The 15,280-nt window shown below is 59.7% G+C and carries 14 protein-coding genes; 6 read left to right on the top strand and 8 right to left on the bottom strand.

What is annotated here, in order from left to right; all coding sequences use genetic code 11:
• Positions 1-2: 2 nt before the first annotated feature.
• The 3 genes from GRI89_RS13555 to GRI89_RS13545 all read left to right on the top strand — a co-directional run bounded on the left by GRI89_RS13555 (position 3) and on the right by GRI89_RS13545 (position 2,558).
• Complete coding sequence (locus GRI89_RS13555) at positions 3-1,220, top strand: hypothetical protein (RefSeq protein ID WP_159796632.1); 1,218 nt, start codon at positions 3-5, stop codon at positions 1,218-1,220.
• Positions 1,221-1,230: 10 nt separating this feature from the next.
• A complete protein-coding gene (locus GRI89_RS13550) occupies positions 1,231-1,818 on the top strand; it encodes a sugar transferase (protein WP_159796620.1) in 588 nt (195 codons plus the stop codon).
• An 83-nt stretch (positions 1,819-1,901) separates the two neighbouring features.
• On the top strand, positions 1,902-2,558 hold the full coding sequence (locus tag GRI89_RS13545) for an acetyltransferase (protein WP_159796617.1): 657 nt from the start codon (positions 1,902-1,904) through the stop codon (positions 2,556-2,558).
• Here GRI89_RS13545 and GRI89_RS13540 read toward each other — a convergent pair.
• On the bottom strand, positions 2,555-3,718 hold the full coding sequence (locus tag GRI89_RS13540) for a DegT/DnrJ/EryC1/StrS family aminotransferase (RefSeq protein WP_235913361.1): 1,164 nt from the start codon (positions 3,716-3,718) through the stop codon (positions 2,555-2,557). The two genes, GRI89_RS13545 and GRI89_RS13540, sit on opposite strands and share 4 nt — an antisense overlap.
• A 120-nt stretch (positions 3,719-3,838) precedes the next feature.
• Here GRI89_RS13540 and GRI89_RS13535 point away from each other — a divergent pair, with 120 nt between their 5' ends.
• Positions 3,839-4,951, top strand: a complete 1,113-nt coding sequence (locus tag GRI89_RS13535) for a glycosyltransferase family 4 protein (protein WP_159796611.1) — start codon at positions 3,839-3,841, stop codon at positions 4,949-4,951.
• Between the two features lie 21 nt (positions 4,952-4,972).
• The gene (locus tag GRI89_RS13530; protein WP_159796608.1) at positions 4,973-6,250 is read left to right on the top strand and encodes a nucleotide sugar dehydrogenase; all 1,278 of its coding nucleotides are present in this window, start codon (positions 4,973-4,975) and stop codon (positions 6,248-6,250) included.
• Here the strand turns inward: GRI89_RS13530 and murJ are convergent.
• Genes murJ through GRI89_RS13495 form a run of 7 tightly spaced genes read right to left on the bottom strand, consistent with a single transcriptional unit; the run spans position 6,192 to position 14,041 of the window.
• Positions 6,192-7,793 carry a murein biosynthesis integral membrane protein MurJ gene (gene murJ / locus GRI89_RS13525; protein WP_159796605.1) on the bottom strand — a complete coding sequence of 534 codons (1,602 nt, stop codon included), beginning with the start codon at positions 7,791-7,793 and terminating at the stop codon, positions 6,192-6,194. The genes GRI89_RS13530 and murJ overlap by 59 nt on opposite strands.
• The gene (locus GRI89_RS13520; RefSeq protein WP_159796602.1) at positions 7,790-9,103 is read right to left on the bottom strand and encodes a hypothetical protein; all 1,314 of its coding nucleotides are present in this window, start codon (positions 9,101-9,103) and stop codon (positions 7,790-7,792) included. Before GRI89_RS13520 ends, murJ begins: the two co-directional genes overlap by 4 nt.
• A complete protein-coding gene (locus GRI89_RS13515; RefSeq protein ID WP_201290931.1) occupies positions 9,100-9,642 on the bottom strand; it encodes an acyltransferase in 543 nt (180 codons plus the stop codon). The genes GRI89_RS13520 and GRI89_RS13515 overlap by 4 nt, the downstream gene beginning before the upstream one ends.
• A 55-nt stretch (positions 9,643-9,697) precedes the next feature.
• Positions 9,698-10,969: a glycosyltransferase gene (locus tag GRI89_RS13510; protein WP_159796599.1), complete on the bottom strand. Its 1,272-nt coding sequence runs from the start codon at positions 10,967-10,969 to the stop codon at positions 9,698-9,700.
• Positions 10,956-12,104: a non-hydrolyzing UDP-N-acetylglucosamine 2-epimerase gene (gene wecB / locus GRI89_RS13505; RefSeq protein ID WP_159796596.1), complete on the bottom strand. Its 1,149-nt coding sequence runs from the start codon at positions 12,102-12,104 to the stop codon at positions 10,956-10,958. Before wecB ends, GRI89_RS13510 begins: the two co-directional genes overlap by 14 nt.
• A gap of 6 nt (positions 12,105-12,110) precedes the next feature.
• Positions 12,111-12,995 (bottom strand): dTDP-4-dehydrorhamnose reductase family protein, encoded by an 885-nt coding sequence (locus tag GRI89_RS13500; RefSeq protein ID WP_328598267.1) that lies wholly within the window; start codon positions 12,993-12,995, stop codon positions 12,111-12,113.
• A gap of 14 nt (positions 12,996-13,009) precedes the next feature.
• Positions 13,010-14,041 (bottom strand): polysaccharide biosynthesis protein, encoded by a 1,032-nt coding sequence (locus tag GRI89_RS13495; protein WP_159796590.1) that lies wholly within the window; start codon positions 14,039-14,041, stop codon positions 13,010-13,012.
• A gap of 188 nt (positions 14,042-14,229) precedes the next feature.
• On the opposite strand from GRI89_RS13495, the gene GRI89_RS13490 reads away from it, so the two are divergent.
• Positions 14,230-15,243: an NAD-dependent epimerase/dehydratase family protein gene (locus GRI89_RS13490; protein WP_159796587.1), complete on the top strand. Its 1,014-nt coding sequence runs from the start codon at positions 14,230-14,232 to the stop codon at positions 15,241-15,243.
• Positions 15,244-15,280 lie beyond the last annotated feature (37 nt).

The following is a 15,280-nucleotide window of genomic DNA, read 5'->3' as shown; positions in this document are numbered from 1 at the left end:
CCATGGCCTGGGTCAGGAACTCGATCGCGTTGCTTGCCTGCCTCGCGCTCGCAGTAGTCTCCGCGCTGGCGGCCGCGGCACAAGTCTTCGAGGTCCACCAGCCGCAACGCGCGCTGGCCGCCGGTGTAAGTGTTGGCTTTGCCCGAGCGAACGCGGCTGGACTGTTGCTTTCTGCCGGAGCAGTCAAAGACATCGCCCGCCCGATCGATGCCAGCAAAGTCGATAGTCAGACAATCACTGCGTTGGCACGGGCCAGCTACACAGCGGAACCCTTGAATGTAGCGGCAATTCGAACACTTGGCCTTCTTGCTGAAGCCAAAGGCGAAACCGGTCGGTCAGCTGACTTGATGCGAAATGCAGTAAAGTTAACGCGGCGCGACCTGCCTACCAACGTCTGGCTCATTCGCACCGACGGCGCAAATTCCGATGCACGCGGCATGCTATCCGCGTTCGACAACGCATTGCGCACGAGCCAACGGGCCCGAGCCTTGCTGATCCCGGGACTGTTCCAGTATCTCGACCGGCAGGACCTTGTGGCTCCAGTGCTGGGTATGTTGCGCCAAAACCCGAACTGGGAAACGGATTTCTGGAGCAATGCGCACACCAACCCGAAGGCGATGCACAACGTCGTTTCCATACGTATCGCCCGCGGGCAGGACGGATACCATCCTCCCGCCGGCTACGACCTGCGGATCATGCAGCAACTTGTACGCACCGCGCAGTTCGAGGACGCCAAACGGCTGAGCGATTACCTGGACCCCGGGCAGGATCGGACCGCGATTGTCCGCAATCCGGGCTTCGAACAGAAGCCAGGCATGGCGCCATTCGCCTGGGACCTGCAGTTCGCCGCCGACCTCTCGGCGCGCATAGAGCGGCCTCAAGGGCTCTTGGCATTCACCTCATATGGAGGTGGCGCGGCGCAAGTTGCCAGACAATTGGTCGCGCTTCCTGCCGGCCCACTGGTATTTAGCGCGAAGGCGGGCACAGCCGGCGCATCGAGCGACGTCCGCTTCAGACTTGTCTGCGCAGTTAGCACTGCGGGTCCGGTTATAGAACTGGGCGGCATCGGCGCGGGGCCGAAGCTGTTCCAGCGGCCGCCGGGCGCCTGCACCTACTACTGGTTGGAGATCGCGATGGCGGCATCCGACCGTCGCGAAGTGCGCGATGTCGCGATCGACAGAATTTCCATCGTGAAGGACAGCGCAGGTTCAAGGCGTTAGGGATCAGAAGATGAAGCGCGCATTCGATCTCTTGCTCGTTGTCTTATCTCTTCCCCTGACCCTGCCGGTGGGATTCTTCGTCGCGCTCCTCGTCCGGCTGTGGATGGGCAGCCCAGTCCTGTTCCGCCAGAACCGGCCGGGCCGCGGTGGCAAGCTGTTCACGATGATCAAGTTTCGTACGATGAGCGACGCGCGTACGCCCGAGGGGACACTTCTGCCCGACCGCGCACGTCTGACCCCAGTGGGCCGCTTCCTACGCGCCAGCAGCCTCGACGAACTGCCCGAATTGTGGAACGTATTGAAAGGCGACATGAGCCTGGTAGGTCCGCGACCGCTGATGGTCGAATACTTGCCGCTTTACTCGCCCGAACAGGCGCGCCGCCACGAAGTCCGCCCGGGAATCACCGGCTGGGCGCAGGTCAACGGCCGTAACGCACTGAGCTGGGATGAGAAATTCGCGCTCGACGTGTGGTACGTCGACAACCGTTCATTCTGGCTCGACTTAAGGATACTTGTCCAAACAGCGGTCAAGGTATTGCAGCGCAGCGACATCGACGAGCCAGACTGTGTCGGACAGTCAAGCTTTACCGGGAACTGACCAATGCAAACCAACCAGAACGCTTCCACCATCTTATCGCCAGCGTCGCGCCAAGGCCAACGCGTCAAAGCAACTCGTCCGGCATGAGCGTGGCTCGACTTCACGCGGTGTACGGCGCCTCCGGTGCAGGTCGGGGGATCATGCCTCTTCTGCGAGCGCAAAACGGCAATGCAGCGGACATAGAATGCTTATATGTTGACGATGCTGCGGATGGAACCTTGGTGAATAGTCAAAGGTGTCTAACACTTGAACAGTTCCTCAACGAGCCGGTTTCGGAAAGGAAGATTGTCTTGGCTGTCGCCGACGGAGCGATTAGGCGCCGCTTAGCTGAACGATGCCATGCAGAACGCATCGGCTTTCTTTCGGTTGTGGCCCAACAGCATGTCCGGATGGATGCTTCAATCATCGGCGAGGGTGCCGTGTTCTCGCCATTCACCACAGTGGCCAGCAATGTACAGATCGGAAAGCACTTCCATTGCAACATTAACAGTTATGTCGAACATGACTGTGTGATTGGGGACTTCGTGACTTTTGCCCCTTCCGTATGTTGCAACGGCAACATCCAGATACGCGACGGAGCATATATCGGCACCGGCGCGGTCATCCGCCAAGGGCGCCACGGCGCACCGCTGACGATCGGCGAAAATGCTGTAGTAGGCATGGGCGCAGTAGTACTCGGCGACGTGGCGCCGGGCGAAATCGTCGTTGGCAATCCCGCCCGAGTAATGCGACGTGTCTAGGCGACGGCGCGCCCGAACACCTCCTCCACACCAGCGGCGATCCGCCCCACATGTTCAACTTCAAGGGTAGGATGGACTAAGAACATGATGCTCGTCTCGCCAAGTTCGCGCGCTACGGGCAGCCGCTGCACAGGCTGCCACGGCGTCCCGTCGAACGCCTTCTCGAGATAGACCTCCGAACAGGTCCCGTGCATCACTGGGATCTCGAACTGCAGCAATTCATCAACTAGCCGATCGCGAGTCCAACCTGGAGCCAGCGCTTCAGTCCGGATATAAGCGTAGAGACGGTAGAACGCGTGCGTAAATCCCTTGTCCGGTAGCGGCAGGCGCACGATGTCCGGGTGGCGGCGTATTGCAGCAGCGATCGTCATGGCGTTCTCGGTCCGGCGCCGAGTCCAGTCGGCCATGCGCCGCAATTGAATCCGCCCGATCGCCGCCTGCATCTCGAGCATGCGCCAATTGGTGCCGAAGCTCTCGTGCACGAAGCGGTAGCCTGGCGGGTGAGCGCGATTGTAGACTGCGTCCCAGTCCTTGCCGTGGTCTTTGTAGGACCACATCTTGCGCCAGAGCTCTTCATTGTCAGTGGTGGCCATGCCGCCTTCGCCGCCGGTGGTCATGATCTTGTCCTGGCAGAAAGACCAGGCCCCGACATCGCCGATCGAGCCGACGCTGCGCGTACCGACACGGGCCCCGTGCGCCTGGGCGCAGTCCTCGATCACGGCAATCCCACGCGCACGCGCCAAATCCATGATCCCATCCATGTCGCACGGCCAGCCGCCCAGATGGACCGGAACGATCGCACGGGTCCGTTCGGTCAGTACGGGCGCAATGGTCGCCGGCGAGATGTTGCCGCTGTCGCGATCGACGTCGGCGAAAATCGGTGTCGCACCCGCATTCACCACACTAGAAACCGATGCGATGAAAGTCCGCGGAGTAACGACGACCTCGTCGCCTGCGCCGATCCCCAGAGCATTGAGAGCGAGATCGAGGGCCAACGTACCATTGGCCAGCGCCACGGCATAGCCCGAGCCGCTCCACTCGGCGAATTCGCGCTCGAAGGCGCGACCGATCTCGCCGCCCCAGTAGTTCACCTTGTTGGAAGCAATTACCGCCCGTACAGCGTCGGCCTCTTCACAGGTAAAGGAAGGCCACGAAGGCATTCGATTTATCATGAACTTAGAATCTCACCTTGAGTATCGTGCGGGTTGTTTTTCGAGTTGCTGGCCGTATACGGCCCGAGACCCCAAGATTGAACAGCAAACTGCACTCGCCCCGTCCGCATGCCGCAACGCATACTCCTGAACGGCTCGTTCGCGCCGTCCGTGGTCAATTTCCGCGGCCCGCTGATTGCCGATATGGTCGCCGCGGGACACGAAGTCCACGTGTCGGCACCCGGCAGCACGCCCTCACAACGCAGTGCAATCGAGGCTCTCGGCGCGACTCTGCATGAGGCCCCTCTCGAACGGGCGGGGACGCGGCCGGCGGCGGACTGGGCGTACTTTCGTTTCCAGCGCAGGCTGATCCGGTCGATCGGACCGGATCTTGTCCTCGGCTATACCATCAAGCCCAACATCTGGGGCAGCCTGGCCGCGGCCGCCGAGGGTGTCGACAGTGCGTCGATGGTGACTGGGCTCGGCTACACATTCATCCAGCACGACACCGTCAAGAAACGACTGATCGGAGCCGCCTCGCGCCTGCTCTACCGTCGCGCCACGGCGGTGAACCGAGTCGTCGTGTTCCAGAATGGCGACGATCGCGACGATTTCATTGCCGCCGGCTGCCTGACCGATCGCACGAAGGCCCAGTTGGTAAACGGGTCGGGTGTAGACACCACAGCCTTCACCCCGGCTCCACTTCCAGAGCAGCCGGTGTTCCTCATGATCGCGCGGCTGCTGGTGAGCAAGGGCGTGCGTGAATATGCCGCAGCGGCCATGGCCGTGCTCGCGCGCCGCAGCGATTGCCGGTTCCTCCTGGCGGGTAACCTCGATGCCTCGCCTGATTGCATCGACGCGACCGAGCTCGAGGGCTGGCAGAGCGCCGGTATCGAATACCTCGGCTGGGTCGACGACGTGCACGGGCCGCTCGAACGAGCGAGCGTGTATGTCTTGCCTTCGTACCGGGAGGGTACTCCGCGTACGGTCCTCGAGGCCTCGGCGATGGGCCGCCCGACCATCACCAGCGACGCGCCCGGCTGTCGGGAAACGGTCCTGCATAAACAGACAGGCTTGCTCGTCCCGGTGCGGGATGCCGCCGCGCTCTCCGCAGCAATGGAGCGCCTTGCCGACGACGAAGCCATGCGCGCGCGCATGGGAGGGGCGGCTCGCCGATTTTGCGAGGAAAAGTTCGCGGTCGGCCAAGTCAACCGCGCATTGATGACGCACCTTGGCCTTTAGAGCTACAGACGGATGAGAAGAATGAACGAGAGCATAGCAGTAGTCGGACTGGGTTACGTCGGCTTGCCGATTGCCGTTGCGCTGGCTGAGAAGTTCGACCACGTCGTTGGCTTCGATATCTCGACCCGGCGCGTCGTGGCGCTGCAGAACGGTTCCGACTGGACTGGCGAGGTTTCCGACGACCGCCTGGCAGCTTCGGGGCTTGTCGTGTCCGACGATCCAACCTCTCTTGCCGATCGCAGTTTCGTCATCGTTACCGTTCCCACGCCGATCGACGTCGAACGCCGGCCCGACCTCGAGCCGATCCGGTCGAGCTGTCGTTTGCTCGCCCCGCAACTGGCGAAGGGCGCCGTCGTCGTGTTCGAATCGACCGTCTATCCCGGCGTCACCGACGAACTCTGTGGTCCGCTGCTCGAGCAGCTTTCCGGTCTCGAACGAGGCAAGGACTTCTTCCTCGGCTACAGCCCCGAGCGGATCAATCCGGGCGACAAGGTCCGTCGACTGGAAACGATAACCAAGATCATCTCGGCCGAAAGTCCCGCTGTGCTCGACCGTCTGCGAGCCGTCTACGGGGCGATCGTCGAAGCGGGATTGCACGAAGCGCCGACGATCAAGGTGGCAGAGGCCGCGAAGGTGATCGAAAATACCCAGCGCGATCTCAACATAGCTCTCATGAACGAAATTTCGCTTATTTTCGACCGGATGAACATCCGAACGAAGGACGTCCTCGCTGCTGCCGGCACAAAATGGAACTTCCTGCCGTTTACGCCGGGTCTCGTCGGAGGACACTGTATCGGCGTTGATCCCTATTATCTAACAGCGGCGGCGGAACGGCTGGGCTACCGGCCCGAAGTGATTCTGGCCGGACGCCGGATCAACGATTCGATGGGATCGGTCGTTGCCGCAAAAGCGGTCAAACTGATGATCGCGCACGGCCGCCCGATCAAGGGTGCGCGGGTCGGCGTGCTCGGACTGACCTTCAAGGAAGACGTGCCCGACATCCGCAACAGCAAAGTGCCCGACATTCTGGCCGAACTGCGCGAATATGGCATCGAGGCGCTGATCGCCGATCCATATGCGGAGCCGCACGAGGTCGGAATGGAATACGGCCTGGAGCTGGTCGCGGCGGACGAATTGCGCGAACTCGATGTGCTCATCGTTGCGGTCAATCACAGCCCGTATGTCGAAGAGGGCGCAAGGCTCGCCGATCGGCTGGTCGAAAACGGCGTGCTGATCGATGTCAAATCGTTTCTGGATCCAGCGGCACTGCGGCATGATCTGACCTATTGGAGTCTTTGACGCGCAGCATGGAAGCGACGATCCCGAGCGAGAATAAGCGGTCGGCGAGCCAAACTGTACCAATGTAGGTGAGCCCAACGATCGCCGAGCCGGAGAGCAGGCGAGCGAGGAAGAACCATTCGGCGGCAATCCGAGCGACGACCACGCCCGCAACGGTGCCGGCAATCCCTGCCGCGAATAACGCAACGACGTGGCGCATCGCCGCACGATCGATCAGCTCGGGTTTCCAGCGCGCGATGACCGTCACTTGCAGGACGACGAATACGGTCGCCGAAATGGTCGTGCCCATGGCGATGCCAGGCAATCCGAAACGAGCCGAAAGGGCAACGCCCGCCAAGAGGTTGATTCCCGCGGCAAGCGCCCCGATAGCCATCGGCACGCTTGTACGCTGATAGGAGAAGAAGGCCCGGTTGAGTATTTCGCGCACCCCCATGAACACGGTCCCGAAGACGTGCGGCACAAAGACCGCGGCAGTCGCCACGACCGATGCCTCGACGAAGGCGCCGCGACCATAGACCAGCCGAATGATATCTGTCCCGTAGACCACCGCGACGCCGAGCAGCGGGACGGTAAGTCCAACGATCAATGTCACGCCCAGCCCCAGCGTCTTGCCGGCATCCTTATCGCACTTTCGCGCCGCGCTCGCGGCGATGCGCGGAAACAGGAAGTAGGCGACAAGCCAGGAAACGAGATTGCCGATGAACAGGGTGAGCCGGCTTGAATAGCTGATGTAGCTGACGGCGCCCTCGCCGAAACGGCTGGCGATCGCCACGCCGATGTAGATGTTCGCCTGATCGAGGACGATGCCGACCATCACCGGCCACGACAGCAACGAGATGCGTCGCAGCGTCTTGAGCCGCACCCCGAAACCGAAGGCGCGCGGATAGAACCGGCGCGTTTGCCAGCGCTGTAGGGGCGCCTGCACGAGCCAGCCCAGGGTCGCACCGCCGACGGCTATGGCAATATTGTCGAACCGCGCGGCGATGAGGATGGCAAAGATGGTCAGACCGTTGTTGATCACTGGTACGGTGAGCGGCCAGAGATAGGCGCCGTTCGCCTGCTGCAGTGCATTTTGCACTCCAACATAACCGGTCACTGCGAACGAGAGCGTCATGATGAAGATCAGCCGGACGGCCAGGATGCGCACTTCGGGCGCTGCATCGGGCGCCGTGATCGCGACGATCGGCTCGGCGAGGACCCAGGTGGCGAGCATCACGACAAGCCCGGAGAAAGTGTAGATGCGAACGGCTTCGATCGCGATGCGCTGTCCGTGCAATGCGCTGTTCTCGCGCTCTGAAAGATAGATCGGCAGGAAGACGGCCACGATCGTCGCATAGAACGCCGCCCAAGCCAGGCCGGGCACGATATTGGCGACAAAGTAGGCGTCTGTCGCAGTCCCCGCTCCGAAACCGGTTGCCAACACCACGTCCCTGAATAGGGCGCCGAGTTTCCCGGCGAGCGTCAGCAGAATGCTGCCGCCGACCATAACCAACACCGAGCTGCGCCCGGTCCCTGGCCCCGTCACCTTTTTGCTGTTTTTCACGACCGTGCCGGTCGTCTGACCACATTGAAACGCCAGTGGAACAGCAGGTACAGCACCACGACGACGATGACATTGGCCAGGCTGCCCGGCGAAATGAACAACTGGTTGTTTGCCGGGATGAAGAAGGCACCGAAGGTCATGAGAGTGAACAGCAGGATGGCGAAGGGATTTTCGAAATCGACGCTCTCGCGCCACGCCCGTGCCATCACGAAAGCGAAGAAGCCGAACAGGATCACAGTCCCGGGAAAGGTGAAATCGGAGGCCCAGCTAGCAAAGGTCGAGTGCCACTTCGATTCGGCCCAGCCCGTCTCCCGGCCGACGATGTAGGGGTAGGTCCGGTCGATGACCCAAGGCAGGTCGAACACGCGATTGGCTATAACAGTGAGCGAATAGGAGAAACCGATCATGTAGGACCAGGTCCAACCTGAATGGAGCGCCAGCGACAGTCCGAAATATCCCTGTGAAAGGTAGCCCGCCAGCATCGACATGCCAAAGCCCGCATCGTATCCGAACAGTTTGAACACCGGATGGTCGAGATTGTACGACTGCAGGTAGTTTGCCTTGACGTTGATATTCAGCGCGTCAACCGACATCGCGCTGTAGCGCTGGCTGAGGATGTAGATGAAGGCATAGAGCACGAACGGCGTGAGCACGACCGAGGGCAGCAACAGCTTGATGTTCACCGCGCGGCCGCTGCGCGCATACCATATGCTTCCGATCGCAATCAGGTAGATGATCGTGTCGCCGAGCTGTTTCTGCTTGCCCGATCCGATGACATAGAAGGCCAGATTGCCAAGCACCAGGGCGACGACTGCGAGCCGCGCAACGAACGACAGGTCCTTGTAGTAAAACAGGCCCCAGACTGTTGCGATGAACGACGGCGCCAGTGTCAGAGAATATATTACGAATGTCAGGCTATAATCGCCAGAATTTCGGTCATAATCTTGATACGTGTCGATGTAGGACTGGCCGATTTCGCTCGGCGAAAGGTTCAACGTGTTGGTTAGCATAGCCTGGGCCACAGATGCCCCAAGGCCGAGCAAGGCCAGGCCCAGGCAAACATAGAATAACGGCACAATGTTGAACGGCTTCCCGCTGGCCAGCCGCCGACTTCTAGCCCTCATGTCATAGCTGGCGTTGCCGATCATGTACCCGACGGCAATCGAAATCATTATCGCGAACAGGAACAATCCCGTCAAGAACGGATCAAAGCCGTAGTAGGTGATCGGGCCGAACACTATCAGAGCGAAGGTGAATCCGACGTAGCAGAGCACCGAGTAGAGCGGCCCATTGCGCATTGGTGAATTCACGTCGTCTTCCCTACACCGAAAATTCGCTTGTATTCCCTGTGTTTCTTTTCGCCATGGAGATGACCGATTTCAAGTGACCGCAGGCGAGCCGATTCGAGCCATTCTGCGGTAGTTTTGATGATCTTCGCTGGGTTTCCGGCAACGATATGACCGGATGGAACGTCCTTCGTCACGACGCTGTTGGCTCCGACAATGCAATCGTTACCGATCGCCACCCCCTTGAGGATCAACGCCCCTGCGCCGATGAACACATTGTCGCCCACAATTATCGGAGCGGCGATGTCGAGGCTCGGGTAATGCTTGCGGAATGGCAGTGTGCTGCCGTCGTGGCAGACGAAGCGAACCCCTACACTGATAAACACGTTGTTCCCCAACGTCACCATGTAAGGTTCCGCGCTGAACATGTTCAGAGCGCTGCCATAGATTGTCACATCGCCTTTCAAGTTGACGCCGATCACCTTTGCATACCGCACCGGAAAAACTCGCGCCAGAACGAGCCTCCATGGCAGGCTGAGCATGCGTCCAAGGCGATAAAGCATTCTTACCACAACCCAATTGCGACAGGACGCCAAGGCCCCCAGTTCGCGGTTCCCCTTACACGGTTTTCATGGGGCGACAATTCGCACTCGCCCTTCGCCGGGCGGCATCAAGGCCAAGCTCGGCGAGCCAGTCAGCGACCGGCTCGACAAAGGTGGCATAGTCGAACTGCGATGATCGGGCGCAGGCCTGCTTCATCGCCGCGACTTCGCCCGCCGGCATCGACAATATTTCGGTCAGATGTCGCGCTGCCGCGCCCGGATCAGACGGGTCAACCGTGAACCCCGTCTCGCCCTCGATCAAATAGTTCGTCAGGCTGGGCATCGGATTGGTGATCGCCGGCGTGCCGTATGCCACCGACTCGGAGAATTTCGTCGGGAATCCGGCTAGAGTTACACGGGTCGTCTGCCGCATGAAAATCGAGAAGTCCGCCCTCCTAAGAGTGTCGAGCAGGTCCGCGTGTGGCACGCGGCCACGGAACCGCAGGGCGTCGCCCAGTCCTGCAATCAAATCGGCGTGCTCCGGAACTATGGCAAGATAGTTCTCGCGTGTCACACCAAATAGGTCCATTTCGAAAACCGCACCCAGCTTCGCCGCGGCAAATAGCAGCTCGAGGACCCAGTCGAGCCTGTCCTTGAGCCCTTCCCGGCCCTGAGTGACAAGAGCCGGGTCGAAACCCGAACCGGCGAAGAACAGTTTCTTTGCTGCGCTGCCGGTCGATGCGCGAGGCGGTCCAGGATCGCCCCTCTGGAGCGTCGGAATCTCGACGATCGGTAGGCCGGTCGGCTGGTAATAATCGCTCATGAAGGAACTGGTCGTGATCAGGCCCTCCATTGCCGGATTGACTAAGTACATCCGCAGCAGCGTATCGATGTTCTTGACCAAGCAGGCCGGCGACCTACCGGGAACGCGGCCGTACCATTCAGTTACGTCGGCTACGGCCTTCGCGCCGAGCCGACGCGCTGCGTGGGCGATGCGAAGTTGAGCGACGGCCGGATAATTATAGCATATGACGAGCGCAAGCCGGCTGATATCTGCTCTCTCGACGACTTCTATCAAGGGGCGAATCGAAGTGATTCGGCGCATCCACTCGCCGGTACCCGACGGATAGGCCATCGCCCAAGCTTCAATCCCTTGGTCCCCGCTTTCGCAGGAGGAGGAGGAGAGGTCTTCTCCGGCAGTATCGCGGGAAACCCCGACCAGAACCACGCGATACCCGAGGTCGCGAAAGATTCGCGCATTGCCGCGGACGCGAAGTGCCGCAGCGTTGCGATCTGGAAGTTCAAAATTGCCGAGATAAACGACGGTCGGCAGTTCAGACGTGGTCATGCGTCCGAATTCCGTCCCACTGGTTCGAAAGCCTTGCCGTCCCAAGGATAAGCTTGACCACACGCTCGGCAGAGTTGGGCATGTCATAAGCCTCCGGCATAGGTGAGGGCAGTCCGAAGTCCTTGCGCTCCCGATGGATCGCCACGACTGCCTCGATCGATTCGACGATGGCGTCGCGATCGAGCCCGGTGAAGACGATATTGCCGGTGTCGATCGCCTCAGGACGCTCAATCGCGTCGCGCGGCGACACGGCCGGGAAATCGAGCATTGCGCTTTCTTCGGCGATCGTGCCGCTGTCGGAGAGAGCGCAATAGGCGTTCATCTGCAGCTTGTTGTAGTCGTAGTAACCGAACGGCTTCATGTCGCGAACGCGACGATCGAGCTCGACGCCGCCCATTTTGTCGAGGCGATTGCGTGTGCGCGGGTGGGTCGAGACGATAATCGGCATGTCGTAGTGACTGGCAAGGTGATTGAGCGTTGAGATGAGCGACCTCAAGCGCTCGTTGCTGTCGACGTTCTCCTCACGGTGAAGCGACACGATGAAGTACTTGCCGGATTCGAGTTCCAGTCGCTCGAGTACATCCGAGCCCTCGATCTTGTCGCGGAATTTCGCGATTAGTTCGGCCAAAGGGGATCCGGTGATGTAGAGGCGACGGGGATGGATACCTTCGTCGAGCAGGTTGCGCCGGGCATGCTCGGTATAAGGCAAGTTGAAATCGGAAATGTGATCGACCATCCGGCGATTGGTTTCCTCCGGCACGTTGCGGTCGAAGCTGCGGTTGCCCGCTTCCATGTGGTAAATCGGGATCTTCATGCGCTTGGCCATGATCGCCGATAGCGCGCTGTTGGTGTCGCCGAGCAGGACGAGAGCGTCGGGACGCACCTCGCGGAAGACCTTCTCGGACTCGATGATGACGTTGCCGATGACAGTGCCGAGCGAACTTGTGTCGATGCCCAGGAAGATGTCTGGCTTGCGCACGCCGAGTTCCTCGAAAAACACCTCGTTGAGCTCGTAATCATAATTCTGACCGGTGTGGACTAACGTGTGATCGGTATACTTGTCGAGCAGTTCGATCGTCGTTGCGAGGCGAATGATCTCGGGGCGGGTGCCGACAATGGTAACGACCTTGAGCATGAAAATTTATCCTCTTTGGCAAGAAGTTGCGGCGCTCTCTGGATAGGAGGGAGCGAAATCAACGATCTGGGCGACCATGTCTTCCCAGCTTGGCGCGGCATAACCAGTCTTTGAGCTGAATTTCGAACCGTCAAGCGAGCGGTCGATTGCCAGCTCGTCGTCGGAAACGATCTCGACCGTGCTTCCGAAGGCCTCCTTGAACAACGTCAAGAGCTCGAACTTGGATATCTTCGGACCGGCGACATGGTAGAGGCCGCAGAGCGATTGATCGGTGAGCACGTATCGCTCGATGGCCCGGCCCAATTCGGGTGTGGCAAGGCCGCTGAAATAGGCGCGCGTGAAACCCTTTAGCTTTCCCTGCTGGGCCAGGAACCAGCCCAGAAGTCCGCGCGCGCTAGATAGCTCGAAACCGACAGTCGAGGTGCGTATCGTCAACGCATCGTCAGCATCGGCGATTTCACCCAGAACCTTGCTCCGTCCGTACAGCCCCGGCGCGTCCGGCTCGTCGCCCTCGGAATAGTGACCTCGGTCACCCTTGTAGACGCAATCGGTCGTGATATGAATCAAGCGGGCGCCAATGCGCCGCGCTGCAGCGTGGAGCCTGTGGGGAAGAACCGCGTTAGCCGGGATCGCAACGAGCGGGTCCATCCCTTGCTCGGTATGGAACGTCACACCAGCACAGTTCACGACCACGTCGGGGCTGGTCGCCGCGAATAGCGCGTCGATCTCACCGTCGGTGGCGAGGTGGCCACTAATGTAGAGCAGGCCGTCGCCGAACCGGCGGAAGGCGGCTGCATCCCTTGTACTGCGCGCACTCGCAACGGCCTCGTGAACACCCGAGGCGCGGAAATAGGACCAGAGACCGAACCCGATCATTCCATCGCCCCCCACGACGAGGATCCGACTCACGGGCGGGCGCCCCTCCAGACAGCCAGTTCTGCCTGTATTTCCGGAAGCGAAAGCAGAAGCGCCTTCGTGGCCGCCACGTCCAGCAACCTTGCGTTGTGCGAGTGGAAGTCGTCGTCGAGCCGGTGCTCCGTATCGCCCTCGATAAAATAAGCGCTGTAGTTGAGATCTCGCTCGTCGAGCTGGAGTCGCCAGTATTCGCCCATGTCCTCGGCCGTCGCCAGTTCCTGCTTGGTAGCGAGCGTCTCGTATAACTTCTCCGCGTGACGCCAGCCGATGACCTTCACCTCGTGGCCGGGCACTTCGAAAAGTTCGAGCAACGCGGTGACGAGGTCGGCGATGGTCGAAGCCGGCGCCTTGCGGATGAACAGGTCGCCCTGTCGCGCGTGGTCAAAGGCGAAGCGGACAAGTGACACGCTGTCGCGCAGCGGCATCAGGAACCGAGTCATTTTCGGCTCTGTGACGGTGATCGGCAGGCCTTCCTTAATCTGCTTCACGAACAGCGGGATCACGCTGCCGCGCGAGTACATCACGTTGCCATAGCGGACACAAGAAATGGTGGTCCGTCCACTCTGGCCGATCTCCCGCGCCGCGGCCTGAGCGTGTTTTTCCATCATCGCTTTGGACATTCCCATGGCGTTGATTGCATGCACCGCCTTGTCCGTGGAGAGGCAAACGAGACTTCGAACCCCGGCATCAATAGCTGATCGTATTACGTTCTCCGAACCGAGAATGTTGGTTCGCACGGCTTCAACCGGGAAGAATTCGCACGACGGAACCTGCTTAAGCGCCGCGGCATGAAATACCGCCTCGTTCCCTGCCATCGCACGATCAACGCTGCTACGATCGCGAACATCGCCGATGTAATACTTGACCCTCGGATCTCGCAACTCGTTTCGCAATGCGTCTTGCTTCTCCTCGTCACGGCTTAGGATGCGAATCTCGGGCACACCATCAGCGAGCAAAGCTCTTAACATCGTTTTGCCGAATGATCCGGTACCCCCGGTGATAAGAACGGATTGAAGTGGCATTAATTTCTCGGCTGCTGATCGCCGATCGGCGAAATGTGCAGTCGGTTAAATCGAAATCCAAACAATGTCCAACAGATGCAGCTTGGGCTTTCCGCGGGCAACTTCAGATATCGGCCAAAATGGACCTTGCTTCGATTGCATAGGTCTCATAGGCCGCCGCCATCCCTTTAAACTCCGTCGGAAACATCATGCAGAAAGTTCTCGTGACTGGTAGCGCCGGCTTCATCGGCTTTCATCTCTCGCACTTGCTGCTCGAAGAGGGATTCGAAGTTGTCGGTTATGACGGGATGACGGACTACTATGACGTGCGGCTCAAGGAGCGGCGCCACCAGATTCTGCTGCAGAACCAGCGCTTTTCAGCACATGTCGGCATGCTTGAGGATTTCGATCGAATACACGATCTGATGCTGGACGAACAACCCGACATCATTATCCACCTCGCCGCACAGGCCGGCGTCCGATACAGTCTCGAAAACCCGCGCGCTTATCTGGATGCAAATATCGTCGGAACTTTCAATGTTTTAGAATGCGCCCGTGAACTCGCTGTTCGTCATTTGCTCATTGCATCGACCAGTTCGGTATACGGAGCAAACGAGGCCTTGCCGTTTGAAGAACGCGATAAGGCCGATACGCCGCTCACTTTCTATGCGGCCACAAAGAAGGCCAACGAAGCAATGGGGCATAGCTATGCTCACCTGTGGAAACTGCCAACAACCATGTTTCGTTTCTTCACGGTCTACGGACCGTGGGGCCGACCCGACATGGCCCTATTCAAGTTCACCAAGGGCATCCTCAACGGCGAACCGATTGATGTTTACAACAACGGTGAAATGTACCGCGACTTTACTTATGTTAGTGACTTGGTGCGCGGTATCCGGCTTCTCATAGACGCGGTCCCACAATGTCCTCCGGAAAGTGAAGCGCCAATGCCTAAAGACAGCCTGTCACCGGTGGCGCCATTTCGCATCGTCAACATCGGCAACAATAACAAGGTCAAGCTGGCCAAATTCATTGACTGCATCGAGGCCGAGTGTGGTCGCAAGGCTGTGCGTAATTACTTGGGTATGCAGAAAGGTGACGTGCCGGCCACATGGGCTGACGCGACACTGCTGGAGAACCTGACCGGATATCGCCCGAAAACAAGTGTGCAAGAAGGCATCCATCATTTCGTAACCTGGTACCGCGACTATTACAGGACATGAGTGGGGCCGACAGTGTTGCGATTTACCCCTGTTCTTT

The organism is Croceibacterium salegens, assembly GCF_009827435.1.
Classification (GTDB): Bacteria; Pseudomonadota; Alphaproteobacteria; order Sphingomonadales; family Sphingomonadaceae; genus Croceibacterium_B; species Croceibacterium_B salegens.
This window is presented reverse-complemented; position numbering and strand designations above follow the sequence as displayed.